At 64.0% G+C, this 16,703-nt stretch carries 17 protein-coding genes, 1 tRNA gene and 1 riboswitch; of the genes, 11 read left to right on the top strand and 7 right to left on the bottom strand.

Annotated features, from left to right (window positions below; translation table 11 throughout):
• Positions 1-48: 48 nt before the first annotated feature.
• Positions 49-130, top strand: a riboswitch (ZMP/ZTP riboswitch).
• Positions 131-155: 25 nt separating this feature from the next.
• Positions 156-1,748, top strand: a complete 1,593-nt coding sequence (gene purH / locus A3AS_RS0143055) for a bifunctional phosphoribosylaminoimidazolecarboxamide formyltransferase/IMP cyclohydrolase (RefSeq protein WP_018323589.1) — start codon at positions 156-158, stop codon at positions 1,746-1,748.
• A gap of 115 nt (positions 1,749-1,863) precedes the next feature.
• Here the strand turns inward: purH and A3AS_RS0143050 are convergent, their stop codons facing one another.
• Positions 1,864-3,249 (bottom strand): MFS transporter, encoded by a 1,386-nt coding sequence (locus A3AS_RS0143050; RefSeq protein WP_018323588.1) that lies wholly within the window; start codon positions 3,247-3,249, stop codon positions 1,864-1,866.
• 100 nt (positions 3,250-3,349) lie between these two features.
• Here A3AS_RS0143050 and ggt point away from each other — a divergent pair, with 100 nt between their 5' ends.
• Positions 3,350-5,101, top strand: coding sequence for a gamma-glutamyltransferase (gene ggt, locus A3AS_RS0143045; RefSeq protein ID WP_018323587.1), 1,752 nt, complete (start codon positions 3,350-3,352; stop codon positions 5,099-5,101).
• 136 nt (positions 5,102-5,237) lie between these two features.
• On the opposite strand, the gene A3AS_RS0143040 is transcribed toward ggt, so the two are convergent.
• Positions 5,238-5,903 (bottom strand): glutathione S-transferase family protein, encoded by a 666-nt coding sequence (locus A3AS_RS0143040; RefSeq protein ID WP_018323586.1) that lies wholly within the window; start codon positions 5,901-5,903, stop codon positions 5,238-5,240.
• A gap of 180 nt (positions 5,904-6,083) precedes the next feature.
• Between A3AS_RS0143040 and A3AS_RS0143035 the strand changes: the two genes are divergently transcribed.
• From A3AS_RS0143035 to panE, 4 genes are all read left to right on the top strand, one after another.
• Entirely contained in the window at positions 6,084-6,665 is a 582-nt protein-coding gene (locus A3AS_RS0143035) for a DUF2239 family protein (RefSeq protein ID WP_049815147.1), read from the top strand.
• Between the two features lie 84 nt (positions 6,666-6,749).
• Positions 6,750-8,099 carry an MATE family efflux transporter gene (locus A3AS_RS0143030; protein WP_026202952.1) on the top strand — a complete coding sequence of 450 codons (1,350 nt, stop codon included), beginning with the start codon at positions 6,750-6,752 and terminating at the stop codon, positions 8,097-8,099.
• 103 nt (positions 8,100-8,202) lie between these two features.
• Positions 8,203-8,811: a 2-hydroxychromene-2-carboxylate isomerase gene (locus A3AS_RS0143025; RefSeq protein ID WP_026202951.1), complete on the top strand. Its 609-nt coding sequence runs from the start codon at positions 8,203-8,205 to the stop codon at positions 8,809-8,811.
• A 122-nt stretch (positions 8,812-8,933) separates the two neighbouring features.
• Positions 8,934-9,857: a 2-dehydropantoate 2-reductase gene (panE, locus tag A3AS_RS0143020; protein WP_026202950.1), complete on the top strand. Its 924-nt coding sequence runs from the start codon at positions 8,934-8,936 to the stop codon at positions 9,855-9,857.
• Positions 9,858-10,046: 189 nt separating this feature from the next.
• On the opposite strand, the gene A3AS_RS0143015 is transcribed toward panE, so the two are convergent.
• The 3 genes from A3AS_RS0143015 to A3AS_RS0143005 all read right to left on the bottom strand — a co-directional run bounded on the left by A3AS_RS0143015 (position 10,047) and on the right by A3AS_RS0143005 (position 13,489).
• Entirely contained in the window at positions 10,047-10,640 is a 594-nt protein-coding gene (locus A3AS_RS0143015; protein WP_018323582.1) for a cytochrome c, read from the bottom strand.
• A 207-nt stretch (positions 10,641-10,847) separates the two neighbouring features.
• On the bottom strand, positions 10,848-12,128 hold the full coding sequence (locus A3AS_RS0143010) for a sorbosone dehydrogenase family protein (protein WP_018323581.1): 1,281 nt from the start codon (positions 12,126-12,128) through the stop codon (positions 10,848-10,850).
• 374 nt (positions 12,129-12,502) lie between these two features.
• The gene (locus A3AS_RS0143005) at positions 12,503-13,489 is read right to left on the bottom strand and encodes an NAD(P)-dependent oxidoreductase (RefSeq protein WP_018323580.1); all 987 of its coding nucleotides are present in this window, start codon (positions 13,487-13,489) and stop codon (positions 12,503-12,505) included.
• Positions 13,490-13,655: 166 nt separating this feature from the next.
• Here A3AS_RS0143005 and A3AS_RS0143000 point away from each other — a divergent pair, with 166 nt between their 5' ends.
• Positions 13,656-13,916 carry a hypothetical protein gene (locus A3AS_RS0143000; RefSeq protein WP_018323579.1) on the top strand — a complete coding sequence of 87 codons (261 nt, stop codon included), beginning with the start codon at positions 13,656-13,658 and terminating at the stop codon, positions 13,914-13,916.
• 15 nt (positions 13,917-13,931) lie between these two features.
• Here the strand turns inward: A3AS_RS0143000 and A3AS_RS49760 are convergent, their stop codons facing one another.
• Positions 13,932-14,096 carry a hypothetical protein gene (locus A3AS_RS49760; RefSeq protein ID WP_018323578.1) on the bottom strand — a complete coding sequence of 55 codons (165 nt, stop codon included), beginning with the start codon at positions 14,094-14,096 and terminating at the stop codon, positions 13,932-13,934.
• On the opposite strand from A3AS_RS49760, the gene A3AS_RS49755 reads away from it, so the two are divergent.
• Together A3AS_RS49755 and A3AS_RS49750 are read left to right on the top strand one after the other, a co-directional pair.
• Complete coding sequence (locus tag A3AS_RS49755; RefSeq protein ID WP_371260755.1) at positions 14,034-14,183, top strand: hypothetical protein; 150 nt, start codon at positions 14,034-14,036, stop codon at positions 14,181-14,183. The two genes, A3AS_RS49760 and A3AS_RS49755, sit on opposite strands and share 63 nt — an antisense overlap.
• A 221-nt stretch (positions 14,184-14,404) precedes the next feature.
• A complete protein-coding gene (locus A3AS_RS49750) occupies positions 14,405-14,569 on the top strand; it encodes a hypothetical protein (RefSeq protein WP_018323576.1) in 165 nt (54 codons plus the stop codon).
• 141 nt (positions 14,570-14,710) lie between these two features.
• On the opposite strand, the gene A3AS_RS0142980 is transcribed toward A3AS_RS49750, so the two are convergent.
• Positions 14,711-14,785, bottom strand: a tRNA-Gly gene (locus tag A3AS_RS0142980).
• Positions 14,786-15,057: 272 nt separating this feature from the next.
• On the opposite strand from A3AS_RS0142980, the gene trxA reads away from it, so the two are divergent.
• Positions 15,058-15,981: a thioredoxin gene (gene trxA, locus A3AS_RS0142975; RefSeq protein ID WP_018323575.1), complete on the top strand. Its 924-nt coding sequence runs from the start codon at positions 15,058-15,060 to the stop codon at positions 15,979-15,981.
• Between the two features lie 35 nt (positions 15,982-16,016).
• Positions 16,017-16,694, top strand: coding sequence for an LON peptidase substrate-binding domain-containing protein (locus A3AS_RS0142970; RefSeq protein ID WP_018323574.1), 678 nt, complete (start codon positions 16,017-16,019; stop codon positions 16,692-16,694).
• Positions 16,695-16,703 lie beyond the last annotated feature (9 nt).

The raw sequence follows: 16,703 nt of genomic DNA, 5'->3' as shown, positions 1-16,703 counted from the left end.
TCGGCCCCATCTGATCGTTGTGAAGCACGCCGAAAACTGCTATCGAGCCCTCGCTCGCGCGACTGGCGACCTTGGATGGAGCACCATCGGGAAGCGCGACACATATCTGCCGCGCGCCTGGGCATAGACACTTCTTAAGACAGAGGATCTTGCTCATGACTGACCATCCCCGCCGCGTCACCCGCGCGCTTCTTTCCGTCTCCGACAAAACCGGCCTGATCGAATTCGCAAAGGCGCTCGCCGCCCATGATGTCGAGCTGGTCTCGACCGGCGGCACGGCAAAAGCGATCGCCGCGGCCGGCCTCAAGGTGAAGGATGTCTCCGACCTCACCGGCTTCCCCGAGATGATGGACGGCCGCGTCAAGACCTTGCATCCGAAGGTGCATGGCGGCCTGCTCGCGATCCGGGACAACAAGGAGCATGCGGATGCGATGAAGGCACACGGCATCGCGCCGATTGATCTTCTCGTCGTCAATCTCTATCCGTTCGAGGCGACCGTCGACAAAGGCGCCGCCTTCGAGGATTGCATCGAGAATATCGACATCGGCGGCCCCGCGATGATCCGCGCCGCCGCCAAGAACCATGATGACGTCGCCGTTGTCGTCGAGGCAGATGACTACAAGGCCGTGCTCGACGAGCTCGCCGCCAACAAGGGCGCGACCACGCTGAAACTGCGGCGGCGGCTTGCCGCGAAGGCCTATGCGCGCACCGGCGCTTACGATGCCGCGATCTCGAACTGGTTCAATCGCCAGCTCGAGATTGACGCGCCCGACTTCCGTGCCTTCGGCGGCAAGTTGATTCAATCGCTGCGCTACGGCGAGAACCCGCACCAGACCGCGGCGTTCTACGCGACCCCCGACAAGCGCCCGGGCGTCTCCACCGCACGGCAGCTCCAGGGCAAGGAGCTCTCCTACAACAACATCAACGACACTGACGCCGCCTATGAATGCATCGGTGAGTTCGACGCCAGGCGCACCGCCGCCTGCGTCATCGTCAAGCACGCCAACCCCTGCGGCGTCGCGGAGGGATCGAACCTCGTCGACGCCTATCGCAAGGCGCTGGCCTGCGATTCCACCTCGGCCTTCGGCGGCATCATCGCGATGAATCGCCCCCTGGACGCAGATACGGCCCGCGAGATCACAAAAATCTTCACCGAGGTGATCATCGCGCCCGACGCCACCGAGGAAGCGATCGCCATCATCGGTGGCAAGAAGAACCTCCGCCTCCTGCTCGCCGGCAGCCTGCCCGATCCGCGCGCGCCTGGCATCACCGCCAAGACGGTCGCCGGTGGCCTGCTGGTGCAGAGCCGCGACAACGCCGTCGTCGACGACATGACGTTCAAGATCGTGACCAAGCGTGCGCCGACCGACGCTGAAATGCGTGACCTCAAGTTTGCGTTCCGGGTCGCAAAACACGTCAAGTCCAACACCATCATCTACGCCAAGGATCTCGCCACCGTCGGCATCGGCGCCGGCCAGATGAGCCGGGTGGATTCGGCCCGCATCGCCGCGCGCAAAGCCCAGGATGCGGCGAGCGAGCTGAAGCTCGCCGAGCCGCTCACCAAGGGCTCGGTGGTGGCGTCGGATGCGTTCTTCCCCTTCGCCGACGGCATGCTCGCCTGCATCGAGGCCGGCGCCACCGCGGTGGTGCAGCCCGGCGGCTCGATGCGCGACGACGAGGTGATCAAGGCCGCCGACGAGCACGGCATCGCCATGGTGTTCACGGGCACGCGGCATTTCCGGCACTGAGCCTTTCACCACAAGCGTAGCCCGGATGGAGCGAAGCGAAATCCGGGTCAGCGCCTCTACGGAAACAGGTTTCCCGGATTGCGCTGCGCTTCATCCGGGCTACGAAGGCCCGCGGCTAATCCCGCACCCGCATCAACAGCCCCAGCCCCGCGACGAAGAACACCACCAGCACGGCCATGCCGGCCTTCTGGCTTGCGGTCACCGCCGTGACCATGCCGATCAGCAACGGTCCGATGAAGGACGTCACCTTTCCGGTCAGCGCGAACAGGCCGAAATACTGCGCGATGCGGTCCTTCGGAGCGAGGTGAATCAGCAGCGTGCGTGAGGCCGCCTGGAGAGGGCCACCGGCCGCACCGATGAGGCAGCCCAGCACGAGATAGGCGCGCTCGGCCGCGCTCGAGAACAAGGGAGCGTCTGCTTGCGGCGGCGCGACCTTGATGAACAACACACTGTCCTTGTCGACCAGGAGAATCGCCGCCACGGACAGCAGCAGCACGAGCAGGCTGCCGGCGATGACGCGCTTCGGCCCGAGACGATCATCCAGCTTGCCGCCGAACCATGCGCCAAATGCGCCGGCAATCGCGAGCATGATGCCGAAGGTGCCGATCTGGATGGTGTGCCAGCCGAAGGTGCCCGCGGCGTAGATGCCGCCAAAGGCGAACAGCGACACGAGACCATCCGTATAGATCATATTGGCGAGCAGAAATGCCGCCAGCGATCTCTGTTGCGGCAAGCCTCTGATCGATTGCCTCAGCTCCCACAGCCCCTCGCGCAACGCCTCGCGCACCGGGCGCTTCGCCGGATAATCCGGCGTGAACAGGAACAGCGGTGTCACGAAGACGATGAACCACAGCCCGGTCAGCGGCCCCACAATGCGATCGCCCTGATGGCTGACCGGATCGAGCCCGAACAGCGGCGTAAAGCCCAGCAATGTGCGGCCGGTCTGCGGGTTGGCCGCGAGGAAGCCGAGCACGATGATCAGGCTGACAATCCCACCGACATAGCCGGTGGCCCAGCCGGTGCCGGAGAGCCGTCCGATCCGCTCCGGCGGCACCAGCGTCGGCATCATCGCATTGTTGAAGAGGGTGGCGAATTCCGCGCCGACGCTGGCGAGCGCGACTGCGGTGAGCAGGGGCGGAATGATGGAGGGATCGCCGGGCTTGCCGATCCACAGCGTGCAGGATGCCGCCACCAGCAGCGCACCGAACCCCGCGATCCACGGCTTCCGGCGGCCCGAGGCGTCCGCGATGGCCCCCAGCACCGGCGACATCAACGCGATCGCAAGGCCCGCGGCCGCCATCGCAAATCCCCACAGCGATTGGCCGGTGGCGGGGTTCGGCGCAATGCTGGTGGCGAAATAGGGCGCGAACACGAAGGTCGTGATCAGCGTGAAATACGGCTGCGCGGCCCAGTCGAAGAAAATCCAGCTGACGACGGCGGCGCGCGGCGGATAGGTCCGCGCCACGCCGGCCATGCGCACATCCGGGGCGATCGTCGTCATCGCGCAGTCCTCATCACGAACAGTTTTGCCTCTCCTGGGGCAAACCGTATAGCATTGCAGCGAGGCATGTGAACTGGTTCGAAGCCACGGCGGAAGCTTGATGATGTCGTCATATTCGACAAGGCGGACATTTTTCGCCTTCATAGCCGCCCTGGCGTTTGGTCTGTCACCGGCAGCCGCCCAGGATGCGCGACGGGCCTATGTCCCAGCCGCGCCTGACACGGTACGCGCCGTCGCCGCCGAGCACGGCATGGTCGTCGCGCAGGAGAAGATATCCGCACAGATCGGTGCCGATATCCTGCGGAGCGGTGGCAATGCGGTCGATGCGGCGGTCGCGACCGGCTTTGCGATGGCCGTGACCTATCCGCGTGCCGGCAATATCGGCGGCGGCGGCTTCATGGTGATCCATTCCGCGGACCGCAACGAAGACATCACGATCGATTACCGCGAGACGGCGCCGGCGGCGACCACGCCGCAAATCTTCCTCGGCGCCGACGGCAAGCCCGATGTTGCGAAGTCACGGGATTCCGCCCTCGGCGTCGGCGTGCCCGGCACGGTTGCCGGTCTTTCCCTCGCGCTGGAAAAATACGGCTCCGGCCAGTTCACGCTGGCGCAATTGCTCGCGCCCGCCATCGCGCTGGCCCGCGACGGCTTCGTCGTCGGTGACGACATGGCCGACACGATGCCGGCCTGGCACCGGCGGCTGGCTCGCTGGCCGTCTTCGGCCAAAATCTTCTCGCGGCCCGACGGCACGCCGATCGGTGAAGGCGACAGGCTGGTGCAGGGCGATCTCGCTGAAACGCTGTCGGCCGTCGCCGCACTGGGGCCACGCGGCTTCTATGAGGGACCGGTCGCGGAAAAGCTCGCCAAGGCCGTGACGGACGCCGGCGGCATCATGACGCCAGCCGATTTGAAGGCCTATCAGGCCGTGACCCGCACGCCGGTGCGCGGCACCTATCGCGGCTATGACATCGTGTCGATGCCGCTGCCTTCGTCGGGCGGTGTCGTGCTGGCGGAGACGCTCAACATCCTCGAGGGCTTTCAGCTCGCCGATCTGAAGCAGGGATCGCCGGCATCGCTGCATCTTCTGATCGAGGCGATGAAGCGCGCCTACGCCGACCGCGCGCGCTATCTCGGCGATCCCGCCTTCGTCAACGCACCGATCGAGACGCTCGTCGCGAAGGACTACGCCGCCAAGCTGCGCGCCGGCATCTCCGCCGAGCGCGCCACGCCGTCAAAGGAGCTCGTTTCCGCGGCTCCCTCGCCGCGCGAGGGCAGCAACACCACGCATTTCTCCGTCGTCGATGGACGCGGCAATGCCGTCAGCAACACCTATACGCTGAACTTCAGCTACGGCGTGGGCCTCGTTGCCGACGGCACCGGCGTCCTGCTCAACAACGAGCTCGACGATTTCACCGCCGCAATCGGCGCCTCCAATGCCTACGGTCTCGTCGGCTTCGAGGCCAATCTGCCGGGCCCCGGCAAGCGGCCGCTGTCCTCGATGTCACCGACCATCGTGCTCAGGGACGGCAAGCCGGTGCTGGTGACGGGCTCGCCCGGCGGCAGTCGCATCATTTCAAGCGTGCTGCAGGTCATCGTCAACGTGCTCGACTACAAGATGGATGTTGCGGCCGCCGTCGCAGCGCCACGGCTGCATCACCAATGGTTGCCCGATGAAGTGCGTGTCGAGCGCGGCTTTCCCAGCGATGTTCTGGATAAGCTGAAGGCGATGGGCCACGTCATCGTCGAGCCGATGGGGCAGACGTCGGTCAATTCGATTGTCGTGACACCCAACGGACCGCTCGGCGCGCCCGATCCGCGCACGCGGGGCGCAGAAGCTGCGGGGCAGTAACAACGTCATCTGCATGGCAACGGGAGCGCGGATCCGCTAGCTCTCGCTGTCACGCGTGCTATCGCGACATGAACACGCCGGAGCACCGGACGTACTGGGCCTACGCGGCGGGCTAGGCGCTCGACGGCATGACTAACTACCGTCCCACCTGGTATGGCCCGCCCTTTTCAAGCGCGCGCGCATAGGCCGGGCGCGCGTGGATGCGCTCGAGAAACGCCATCGCCTTGGGATGGCCCTGCTCGAGCCCGCCGCGCGCTTGCGCCGCTTCCAGCGGAAAGCTCATCTGGATGTCGGCTGCGGTGAATTCGTTGCCGGCAAACCATTCGCTCTTGCCGAGCTCGCCTTCCCAGTAATCCATGTGCTGCTTGAGCTGCGGGTTGACCAGCGTGGTGAGCGCCTGGTTCGAGACCTTGCGCACCAGCGGACGAAGCAGCGCAGGCGCGCGCTTCGGCATCAGCGTGAACAGCAGCTTCAGCAGCAGCGGCTGCATCGCAGATCCCTCGGCATAATGCAGCCAATAGGTGAAGCGCAGCCGCTCCGGCGTGTTCGGCGGCGGAATCAGCCGGCCGTTGCCATAGGTCGCGATGAGATATTCGATGATCGCGCCGGACTCGGCGATGGTGTTGCCGTTGTCGGTGATGACGGGCGACTTGCCGAGCGGATGAATGGCGCGCAGCTCCATCGGCGCGCGCATGTCCGGCTGGCGCTGATAGCGCACGATCTCGTAGGGCACGCCCAACTCTTCGAGCAGCCACAGCACGCGCTGCGAGCGGGAATTGTTGAGGTGGTGAACGGTCAGCATTGGCGAGGTCCCCGGGGCTAGGCGTGGTGGCTAGGCGTGGTCGGTCGGCGGCGCCGTTCGTGCCAGCCCGAGATCACAATGTCGAGCCATCAGGACGGATATTTTCACCCGGGTATATTGACGTCGATAATTTACCCGGGTATTAAATGGTCCAACGTCGTCAAAATAGCAATGATTCCAATGCAGAAGATTTTCACCGCCTTCCAGGGGCAGCGCCGCCTGGTGTCCGGGCCGGCAGGCGAGGTCGCACTGGTCGTCAAGCGGGTGGCGACGCGGCCGGACGAGCCCATCATCATCTTCGAGGACGGCACGGGTCGATCGATCGACTTCGATCTGCGTGGCGGGGATCGCGAGGTCCTGGCGCGGTTGGCGAAGCTTGTGCCGCCGCCGGTCGAGGAGAGCACGCCGCCGAGCGAGCCGCGCGGGCGCGGGCGGCCGAAGCTCGGCGTGGTCGCGCGCGAGGTGACGTTGCTGCCGCGACACTGGGAGTGGCTCGGCACGCAGCCGGGCGGCGCCTCGGTCGCGCTGCGCAAGCTCGTCGATGAGGCCAGGCGCGCGAGCGGCGACAAGGACCGCGAACGGCAGGCGCGCGATGCGGCCTATCACTTCATGTCGACCATGGCGGGCAACCTGCCGCAGTTCGAGGAAGCCTCGCGCGCGCTGTTTGCCGATGACCGGCGACGCTTCACCGGGTTGATCGCAGACTGGCCTGTCGATATCCGCGACCACATCGTCAAGCTCGCCTACAGCGACCGCGCTTAAGGCGCTCTGTCTCGCGTTCCCATCGACGGCCGAGCCGCGCATTGCGCGGCAACGGCTTCGCACGCCCTGATGAAAGGCCAATCCATGTCTGCCCCCAAGCCGCTCTGGACGACATTCCTCCGCTTCCTCGCACCCTTGATGCTGAGCAACGCGCTGCAATCGCTGTTCGGCACCGTCAGCAACGTCTATCTCGGCCAGATGATCGGCATTGATGCGCTCGCAGCTGCCTCGGCGTTCTTCCCGGTGATGTTCTTCCTGTTCGCCTTCGTCATGGGGCTGAGCACCGGCGCGACCGTGCTGATCGGCCAGGCCTTTGGCGCGGGCGAGCACGGCCGGATCAAGAGTGTCGTCGGCACGACGCTCGCGATCGGCCTTCTGCTTTCAATCTCAGTGGCGCTGATCGGCGGGCTCCTCAGCCGTCAGCTGATGATGGCGCTCGCCACGCCCGCGGACATTCTCGACCAGGCCAGCGCGTATGCGCAGATCATGCTGCTGACGATGCCGCTCGGCTTCGTCTTCCTGCTGATGACGGCGATGATCCGCGGGGTCGGCGATGCGCTGACGCCGCTGCTGGCGCTGGCGTTGTCGACCGCGATCGGCCTGATCCTGACACCGTTGTTGATCCGTGGGTCGTTCGGACTGCCGGCGGCCGGCATCACCAGCCCGGCGTGGGCGGCGGCGATATCGAACGCGCTCACGCTGATCGTGCTGGCGTTCTATCTGCTGCGAAAGAAACACGCGCTCGCGCCGGACGCGGCGCTGCTGCGTCACCTGCGGCTCAACCGCGCCATGCTCGGAAAGATTCTCGGCATCGGATTGCCGAGCGCTATCGGCATGGTGGTGATGGCGATCGCAGAGCTGGTCTTGCTCGGCCTCGTCAACGGGTTTGGATCGGACGCCACTGCGGCCTATGGCGCCGTCAACCAGGTGATGGGCTACACCCAGTTCACGGCGATGTCGATTTCGATCGCGGTCTCGATCCTCGGTGCACAGGCTGTCGGCAGCGGTGACAGAGCCCGGCTCGACGGCATCGTGCGGACCGGGCTCGCGTTCAACCTCGTTCTGACCGGCGGGCTCGTGGCGCTGATCTATCTCGCGCCGCGCGCGATCCTCGGCATCTTCATCACCGATGCCGCCGTGGTCGATCTGGCAAAAGGCCTGCTCGACATCGCCCTGTGGAGCTCGGTGCCGTTTGGCCTCGCCACAGTGTTCTCAGGTGCCATGCGCGCGGCCGGCGTCGCATTGACGCCCATGCTGCTCTCGATCTTCGCGATCCTCGCGATCGAGCTGCCGGCCGCAGTGATCCTGAGCCACACGATCGGCCTTGCGGGCGTGTGGGCCGCCTATCCCATCGTGTTCTGCGCCATGTTCGTTTTGCAGATGGGCTATTACCTCCTGGTCTGGCGCAAGCGGGCGATCCGGCGGCTGGTCTGATTCCCAAAGTATTATGCTCATCATTAAACGGTAGACCCGCAGGGCACGCTGCGTCACAATGCGGGAAAAGCCAGATCAAAAAAGTTAGGTCACGGAGAACGATTTGCCCCGCACAGCCCCGCAGTTCCTGTTCGATTTCGGCAGCCCGAATGCCTATCTCAGCCACCTCGCGATCCCCGCGATCGAGCAGCGCATCGGCGTCAAGTTCGAATACGTCCCGATTCTGCTCGGAGGCATCTTCAAGTCGACCAACAACAAGTCCCCCGCCGAGACGCTCGCGGGCATCAAGAACAAGCGTGAATTCCAGCAGGTCGAGACCGAGCGCTTCATCAAGCGCTTCCATGTCCAGCCCTATGTCTGGAATCCGCATTTCCCCGTCAACACGCTGAATCTGATGCGCACGGCGATCGCCGCGCAGCTCGAAGGCGTGTTCGAAAGATACGTCGAGGCGGCCTTCCACCACATGTGGCGCGAGCCGAAGAAAATGGACGATCCCGAGATTGCGGCGAAGGCGCTGGCGTCCTCCGGCCTCGATGCCCAGAAGCTGTTTGCCCGTGCCGGAGAGCCCGAGGTGAAGGGCAGGCTGATCAAGAACACCGAGGAAGCGGTCGCCCGGGGCGCGTTCGGCTCGCCGACCTTCTTCGTCGGCAACGAGATGTTCTTCGGCAAGGAGCAGCTGCGCGAGGTCGAAGAGATGGTGCTCGGGACCTAGCCGCTCATTCTCCGGCGACAGAATGTGATCGCCGCAACATTCTGGACTGCTTCGCTTCGCTCGCAATGACGATTATAAGTGGCCGCCAACAGCAATAATCAAGAGCAACAATGGAGTATCCCATGCGTATCCTCGTGGTCGGCGCCGGCGCCATTGGCGGCTATTTTGGCGGCAGGCTGTTGCAGGCCGGCCGCGACGTCACCTTCCTGGTCCGGCCGCGCCGCGCCGGTGAGCTCGCAAGCGCCGGCCTCGTCATCAAGAGCCCGAATGGCGACGTGACCTTGAAGAATCCGCCGACCGTGCAGGCCGACGCGCTCAAGGACAAGTTCGACGTCGTGCTCTTGAGCTGCAAGGCGTTCGATCTCGACGACGCCATCAAATCGTTTGCGCCAGCGGTCGGACCTGACACGGCGATCACCCCGATGCTCAACGGCATGAAGCATCTCGATATCCTCGATGCCAAATTCGGCAAGGAGCGCGTGCTCGGCGGCCTCTGCGCCATCGCGGCGACCCTGAACGAGAAGCGCGAGGTGGTGCAGCTCCAACCGATGCAGTCGCTGAACTACGGCGAGCGCGACGGAAAGCTGTCAGATCGCGTCAAGGCGATCGACGAGGCCTTCAAGAGCGGCATCACCGGCGCCGCCGCCAGCCAGAACATCATGCAGGACATGTGGGAGAAGTGGGTGTTCCTGTCCTCGCTTGCGGCCTCCACCAGCCTGATGCGCACCTCTGTCGGCAACATCCTCGCCGCGCCCGGCGGTCGCGATTTCCTGCTCGGCATGCTGGACGAGACCACAGCCATCGCCACCGCGTCGGGCTATACGCCGGGCGGGCCGTTCTTCGAGCGGGTGAAGGGCAACCTCACCGCCGAGGGCTCGCCGATGACGGCCTCGATGTTCCGCGACATCAAGGCGGGGCTGCCGGTCGAAGCCGATCACGTCATCGGAGATCTCATCGCGCGCGCCGATGCCGCCAAGGTGCCGGTGCCCAAGCTGCGCATCGCCTACACGCATTTGAAGGCCTATGAGAAGCAGCGGGCGGGGTAGGTCGCAGGCACACACTCCGCTGTCGTCCCGGGGCGCGCTAAGCGCGAACCCGGGCCCCACCACACGGAGCAGCGTGACGCGACCCTCCCACTCCGACTCTTCGCAAAAACAGCATCCTGTGGGTATGGGTCCCGGCTCTGCGCTTCGCTTGTCCGGGACGACAGCGGAGCTTGTGGCAACGGCTCCGCACTATTTCAAATGCGCCAGATAGTGCGAGACGGCGGTGATTTCCTCGTCGCTCATGTGATAGGCGACATCGGCCATCGCGGCGACGCCGCCGCCGACGCGCTGGCCAGCTTTGTAGTCGCGCAACGCCTTGACCAGATATTCCTCGCGCTGGCCAGCCAGTCGCGCCACTCCCTTGGTCCCGGCGAAGCTGTCCGTATGGCATGAGGCGCAGCGACGGCCGGCGGAAACTTGCGCGCCTTTCTTCGACAGGTCCGGATCGCTGTCCTCCGGTCCCTTCGGCGGCGTCAGCTGCGAGAAATAGGCGCCGAGATTGCGGATGTCCTCATTGGTGATCTCCTCGACGATCGGCTGCATCTGATCGTTCTTGCGCGAGCCCGCGCGGAAGAACACGAGCTGCCACTGGATGAACTGATCAGGCTGGCCGGCCAGCGAGGGGATGTTCTCGGTCTGCGAAATGCCGTTCTCGCCGTGACAGCCGGAGCAGACCGCAGCCTTCTCCTTGATCGCAGCGTTGTCCGCAGCCAGAGCCGGGACGAATGCGAGCGCTGCAAGCGAAAGCGCGCCGATGGCGGACGAAGAAAACTGGCGGCGCATCGTGGGAATTCCGATCTATCTAGCTCATTCCAGGGCGTGCGAAGCACGAGCTAAAATGCGCAATTGCGCAGCTGAGACTCCATAACCCCGATTCGTGGTTATGGGTTCCGGACTTGCGCTGGCGCGCAATCCGGAACGACAGCGTGGCTTTGAAATGAAAGAGACTGCGGCACCTTCCGGCCACCGCAGCCTCGTATCGTACCCGCGCTACTTCTTGCTGTAGCTGATGCGGTAGATCGCGCCGGCCCAGTCGTCCGCGACGAGGATCGAACCATCCTTGTCGAGCAGGATGTCATTGGGACGGCCGAGATAGCCCTGGTCACCCTCGAGCCAGCCGGAGGCGAAGATCTCCTGCTTGGGATTCTTGCCGTCGGGCCCGACGATTACGCGCACGATGCGCGCGCCCTGGTACTTGTGACGATTCCAGGAGCCGTGCTCGGCGATCAGGATGTTGTTCTTGTAATCGGCGGGGAATTGATTGCCGGTGTAGAACTTCATGCCGAGCGGAGCAACATGCGCGCCGAGATTCAGCACCGGCGGCGTGAACTCGGAGCATTTGTGGCCCATGGCGAACTTGTCGTCCGGCAGGTTGCCCTGGTGGCAATAGGGATAGCCGAAATGCTCGCCGATCCGGTTGATCATGTTCAGCTTGTCCGAGGGCAGATCATCGCTGATCCAGTCGCGGGCATTCTCGGTGAACCAGAGCTTGCCGGTGCGCGGATCGACGTCGCCGCCGACCGAGTTGCGGACGCCCAGCGCCCAGATTTCGGCGTTGCCGGTCTTGGGATCGACACGCCGGATCTGCGACACGCTGGTCGGTGGGATGCCGACGTTGAAGGGAGGTCCGAACGGCAGGAAGAACCAGCCTTCCTTGTCGACCGCGATGTATTTCCAGCCATGCGCGGCATAGGACGGCATGTCGTCATAGACGACCTTGCCGTCGCCGAGCTTGTCGAGATTGGCCTCCGCATTGTCGTAGCGGATCAGCTTGTCGACGGCGATGACGTAGAGCGCACCGTCCTTGAAGGCGAGACCGGTGGGCATGTTCAGGCCCTTAAGGACGGTCTTGACCTCCTTCTTCCCGTTGTTGTCCTTGATGGCATAGACGTTGCCGAGGCCGAACGAGCCCACGAACAGCGTGCCCTTGTCACCCCAGGCCATCTGCCGCGCGGCCAGCACGCCGGAGGCGTAGACCTCGATCTTGAAGCCTGCCGGCAGCTTGATCTTCTTGACGATGTTGGCGAGCTCGGCATCGGACGCGCCGGTCGGCGGTCCCGAGGGCGGCGCGAGGCCCTTCTGCGCCTCGGTCTCGTCGCCAAGGAACCAGTCATCGGGCGGATGGGTCCAGAACTCCTTGGTGCCGGATTCGTATTTCTTCAGCGCCCGGTTCTTGTCCTGCTGCTGCGCATTGCCAGCGCTGGTCCCCGCGAGAAAGGCAACCGCTGCAAGCGCCAGAACGGATTGAAAGACGGATCGATGGAATTTCATCGCGTCACTCCCCTAAGGCAGCCGTCAGGGCTGCGCATTATTTTATTTTGCTAGTCGAGAGGCGAAGTTTTAAGTCCGTCGGCACGACAGACGCAAAAAGGTTAGCACATCTGCGACCGGTGAGAAGCGCGCCGCGTGCGCCGCCGTTGCGCTCCGGAAAAATTGAGACGGAATGTCAACGGACGAACGCCGCGACACCGCTCTCGCTGCAGCGCGGAATCAATTGGCGCGCTGATCGTTCGCAGCCGGCGGGAGGGGGTGGACCTACAAAAACGCGAAAACAACCCCATGCACAGTAGAACGGCTCAAGCGGCTTGCTCCCGGCGAGACCAGACAGACATCTGACGGGTCGAGCAAAACAGCAAATCCGGCGCCTAAGAGGCGACCGGGTAGGGTCCGTCGTCGAACACCGCGTCATGATAGCCCTTCGAGCCGATCTCACGCGCGAGCGGGCTACGGAAATCGCGCTCCGTGCGCAGGCTGTGCAACACATGCGCGAAGTCGAATTCCGGCCGCCAGCCCAGCTCGCGCCGCGCGCGTTCGTTGACATAGACACGGTCGATCTCGGGGAGGAGGTTCCAGCCTCGCGCCGCGTAAAGCTGCGCGCAATCCGGGTAGAGCTCGCGCACGACACCGGCCGCATCGCGCGCAAGCGCGGCGAGATGGCGCAGCTCGAACGGGCTGGTGGCGGAGACGATGTAGCGGGCGAAGCCGATCTTCGGGGCACGTTCGGCGGCGAGCAGATGTGCACTCACGGCGTCCGCGATATCCAGCCGGCGATAGAGCAGCTCGTTGGCCTGCGCGTTCTCCAGCATGTAAGCCGAGCGCCTCGCCGGATCGTCATCGTCTTCCGGAAAGAAGCGCGAGGTCCGCAAGACGACGACCGGCAGGGCGCGCTCGCGATAGAACAGCTCGCACAGGGTCTCCGCCATCAGTTTTGTGGTGCCGTAGATGTTCTTCGGCACCGGCGGCAGATCCTCGGTGACCCACACGGCGGCCTGCCCGGCCCCGGAGCGGAGCTGCGAGCCGAACGCGCTGGTGGTGCTGGTGAAGACGAAGCTGCGCACGCCCGCGCTCGCTGCCGCCTCGAGCAGGTTAAGCGTGCCGGTGACGTTGCTGTCGACAAAATCCTGCTTGCCGTGGGTTGCCAGATGCGGCTTGTGCAGCGTCGCGCTGTGGATGACGGCGGTGACGCCGTCCATCTGGCTGCGCACGAAGCCGGGATCGACGATTGAGCCGACCGCGTCGGTGAAGGGCGAGGGCTTCAGGTCGATCCCGCGCGCTGGGGAACCGCGCCCGCGCAGGGTGCGGAGGATGGCTTCGCCGAGATGGCCGGCACTGCCGGTGACCAGAATTGTCATGTGATCCCAACTGCCCCTATCTGAACGGCGGAAGGACGTTCCGCTGAGGAATTCTGGCGAGGCGCGCTGCCAGCCACCCCTGCGGACGGAACAAAGAGGAAACCAATCGATTGCCAAGCCCGTTCAGTCGATCCTATATTGACCAGGCAATCAGATAGTGACGCAGATGAATATCCCCGTCCTGGTTATGGCAACCGTGAATGCGCCGTATCGCAAGAGGCTGAGCGTGCAGGAGCTTGTTCATTGCCTGCTGGACCACTCTTCCGCGAAGGCCGCCTGCGGTCCGATGTCATCGTTTTTTGGGGATGTCCACCCCGACTTGCAAGTCGCCTTCGCTGAGATGCATGGCATCAGCCACGAGCAATTGGTTGCCGCGGCGAAGGCGTTTGCAGAGTTTTCGGGACAAACCTATCCGCTTGCGGCGTAGCCGGTGAGCGCTCAATCAGATTGGGCGCAACTGTTTCGCATTGCCGTCGCGATGATTCGGCAGGTGAACGCCGAACAAGAAATCATCGATCGTTGGACGTTCGGCGGCGGCACGGCGATGATGCTGCAAATCGATCATCGGATAAGCCACGATGTCGATATCTTTCTCCCGGATCCTCAAGTTCTTCCATCCTGGATCCACAGAAGCATGACTTCGATTTCGAGGTCAGACCTACTGACTACAGGGGAGACGGCGCACGCCTCCTGAAGCTTGGCTTCGAATTTGGCGAGATCGATTTCATCGTCGCACCGTCGCTGACATCTCACCGACAACGCGAGCAACAGTTGAAGGCGAAGCGGTGCTGCTGGAGACGATCCCAGAGATCATTGCAAAGAAAATCCATTACCGGGGCAAGAGCATTGCCCCGCGCGACATAATTTGACATCGCAGCTGGCAGCGAAAAACACGCGGAATCGGTTATCAGGGAGTTGGCCGGCTATCGCGACAGCGTCTCAAATACGCTGGCCACAATCGAAAACCTGAAGCCTGATTTCGTGAGTGCGGCGATCAATCAACTCTCGATCAAAGATCCATATAGGCTGACCGCGGATGTAGCGCTGGAAAGGACCAAAGAGCTGCTGCGCGCTGTATAGCTGGGGTCGGCCACCCTGAATTTTGGATTGGCGCCCATCCAGCCTTGGGACCTGGAGCAGCCCTCACAGCCTGGGACAAAACAGTGCGTCGACTCGCCCCGACGGGAATAGCCCATTCCTTTCGGATGCTTTGGGAAAAATTGGAGCGGGCGAAGGGGCTCGAACCCTCGACCCCGACCTTGGCAAGGTCGTGCTCTACCACTGAGCTACACCCGCATCCTGTGTCGGTCGCGTGACGCGCCGGCAACGGCTGTCGTATGCCAAAAGCGGGAGGGGAATGCAACAGCTACCGGCGATCTAGATTCGGTTCTTGGGGCCCCATATGGAGCCTGAATGCGGCCAAATGGCCCGAAACTGCCCCGGAACTGGCGAATCGGCCTCGGTGGATTGAAATTCGGCCGTCCCGGCCCAATTTAGGAGCCGACAGCGAAGCATATGAAATGGCAACGTGCTAAAGACCCGCCATTCCGGACATAGAGGGGATACCCGTGACGATCATCGACCAGGGTAACGGAGCGGCGGGCCCGGCTGCGGCCGATCTGATCAAGGACACGACCACCCAGACCTTCGTGAAGGACGTCATTGAGGAATCGAAGCGCCAGCCGGTGCTGATCGATTTCTGGGCGGAGTGGTGCGGACCCTGCAAGCAGCTTACCCCTCTGCTCGAAAAGGCGGTCAAGGCGGCCAAGGGCAAGGTCAAGCTGGTCAAGATGAACATCGACCAGCACCCGGCGATCCCGGGCCAGATGGGCATCCAGTCGATCCCGGCCGTGATCGCCTTCGTCAACGGCCAGCCCGCCGACGGCTTCATGGGCGCGGTGCCCGAGAGCCAGCTCAACGCTTTCATCGAAAAGCTGACCAAGGGCGTGACCGCGCCGGGCGAGCCCAATATCGCCGAGATCCTGCAGGAGGCTGAAGCCGTGCTCGCCGAGGGCGACCCGGCCGCAGCAGCGCAGATCTACGCCGAGGTGCTCCAGCATGATGCCACCAACATCGCGGCGCTCGCGGGCCTCGCAAAATGCTATGCCGTCTCCGGCGCGATGGAGCAGGCCAAGCAGACGCTCGCCATGGTGCCGGAATCCAAGCGCAGCGACCCCGCGGTGAAGGCCGTGCAGACCGCGATCGATCTCGCCGAGCAGGCGCAATCGCTCGGACCGGTCGCCGAGCTGGAACAGAAAGTCGCCGCAAACCCGCTCGATCATCAGGCCCGATTCGACCTCGCGACCGCGCTGAACGCGCAAGGCAATCGTGCGGCCGCTACCGAGCAGCTGCTCGCGATCGTCAAGCGCGACCGCAAATGGAACGACGACGGCGCCCGCAAGCAGCTGGTGCAGTTCTTCGAGGCCTGGGGCGGCACGGATGATGCAACCGTCGAGGGGCGCAAGCGCTTGTCGACGATCCTGTTTTCGTAGGCGCGGTTGACCAAGTCAGCGGGGACCGGGACCAGATGCCGATCAACATCGAATATCGCGGACCCGCCGACCTCCCGGAGATCATTCCGGTGTTTCCGCTGCCGGGCGCGCTGCTGCTGCCCCGCGGCCAGATGCCGCTCAATATCTTCGAGCCGCGCTACCTGTCGATGGTCGATGATTCCTTCCGCGACGGCCATCGCCTGATCGGCATGATCCAGCCTGATGTCGCGCACTCGCCGAAAAATTCCGACAAGCCAACGTTGTTCCGCGTCGGCTGCGTCGGCCGCATCACCCAGCTCGCCGAATCCGGCGATGGCCGCTACATCCTCGAGCTCACCGGCGTCTCGCGCTTCAAGGTGGTCGAGGAGCTCGAGGTGCTCACCGCCTACCGGCAATGCAAGGTGGATTTCTTCGCCTTCGTCGACGACTTCACCGCGCGCATGGGCGAGGACGAGGTCGACCGCGAGGCGCTGCTGGCCGTGCTGGCGGACTTCCTGAAGGCCAACAATCTCAAGGTTGACTGGGAAGGCGTCGAAAGCGCGCCCAACGAAGCACTCGTCAACGCGCTGGCGATGATGTCGCCCTATGGCCCCGCGGAGAAGCAGGCCATGCTGGAAGCGCCCGACTTGAAGACTCGCGCCGAGATTCTGATCGCGGTGACGGAGATGGACCTCGCCAAGAAGCGCACCAGCGGCGATCCTCCGCTGCAGTGAGGATGCGGG

The sequence above is a fragment of the Bradyrhizobium sp. WSM2793 genome (assembly GCF_000379585.1).
Lineage (GTDB): Bacteria > Pseudomonadota > Alphaproteobacteria > Rhizobiales > Xanthobacteraceae > Bradyrhizobium.
This window is presented reverse-complemented; position numbering and strand designations above follow the sequence as displayed.

Coding starts and splice junctions, on each gene's coding strand:
- ggt (WP_018323587.1), top strand. CDS start 3,350: ATGATGTCGTCATATTCGACAAGGCGGACATTTTTCGCCTTCATAGCC.
- A3AS_RS0143015 (WP_018323582.1), bottom strand. CDS start 10,640: ATGCGCCGCCAGTTTTCTTCGTCCGCCATCGGCGCGCTTTCGCTTGCA.
- A3AS_RS49755 (WP_371260755.1), top strand. CDS start 14,034: ATGATGCTGCAAATCGATCATCGGATAAGCCACGATGTCGATATCTTT.
- A3AS_RS0142970 (WP_018323574.1), top strand. CDS start 16,017: ATGCCGATCAACATCGAATATCGCGGACCCGCCGACCTCCCGGAGATC.
- A3AS_RS0143040 (WP_018323586.1), bottom strand. CDS start 5,903: ATGCTGACCGTTCACCACCTCAACAATTCCCGCTCGCAGCGCGTGCTG.
- A3AS_RS0143005 (WP_018323580.1), bottom strand. CDS start 13,489: ATGACAATTCTGGTCACCGGCAGTGCCGGCCATCTCGGCGAAGCCATC.
- A3AS_RS0143000 (WP_018323579.1), top strand. CDS start 13,656: ATGAATATCCCCGTCCTGGTTATGGCAACCGTGAATGCGCCGTATCGC.
- purH (WP_018323589.1), top strand. CDS start 156: ATGACTGACCATCCCCGCCGCGTCACCCGCGCGCTTCTTTCCGTCTCC.
- panE (WP_026202950.1), top strand. CDS start 8,934: ATGCGTATCCTCGTGGTCGGCGCCGGCGCCATTGGCGGCTATTTTGGC.
- A3AS_RS0143010 (WP_018323581.1), bottom strand. CDS start 12,128: ATGAAATTCCATCGATCCGTCTTTCAATCCGTTCTGGCGCTTGCAGCG.
- A3AS_RS0143030 (WP_026202952.1), top strand. CDS start 6,750: ATGTCTGCCCCCAAGCCGCTCTGGACGACATTCCTCCGCTTCCTCGCA.
- A3AS_RS0143035 (WP_049815147.1), top strand. CDS start 6,084: ATGCAGAAGATTTTCACCGCCTTCCAGGGGCAGCGCCGCCTGGTGTCC.
- A3AS_RS0143050 (WP_018323588.1), bottom strand. CDS start 3,249: ATGACGACGATCGCCCCGGATGTGCGCATGGCCGGCGTGGCGCGGACC.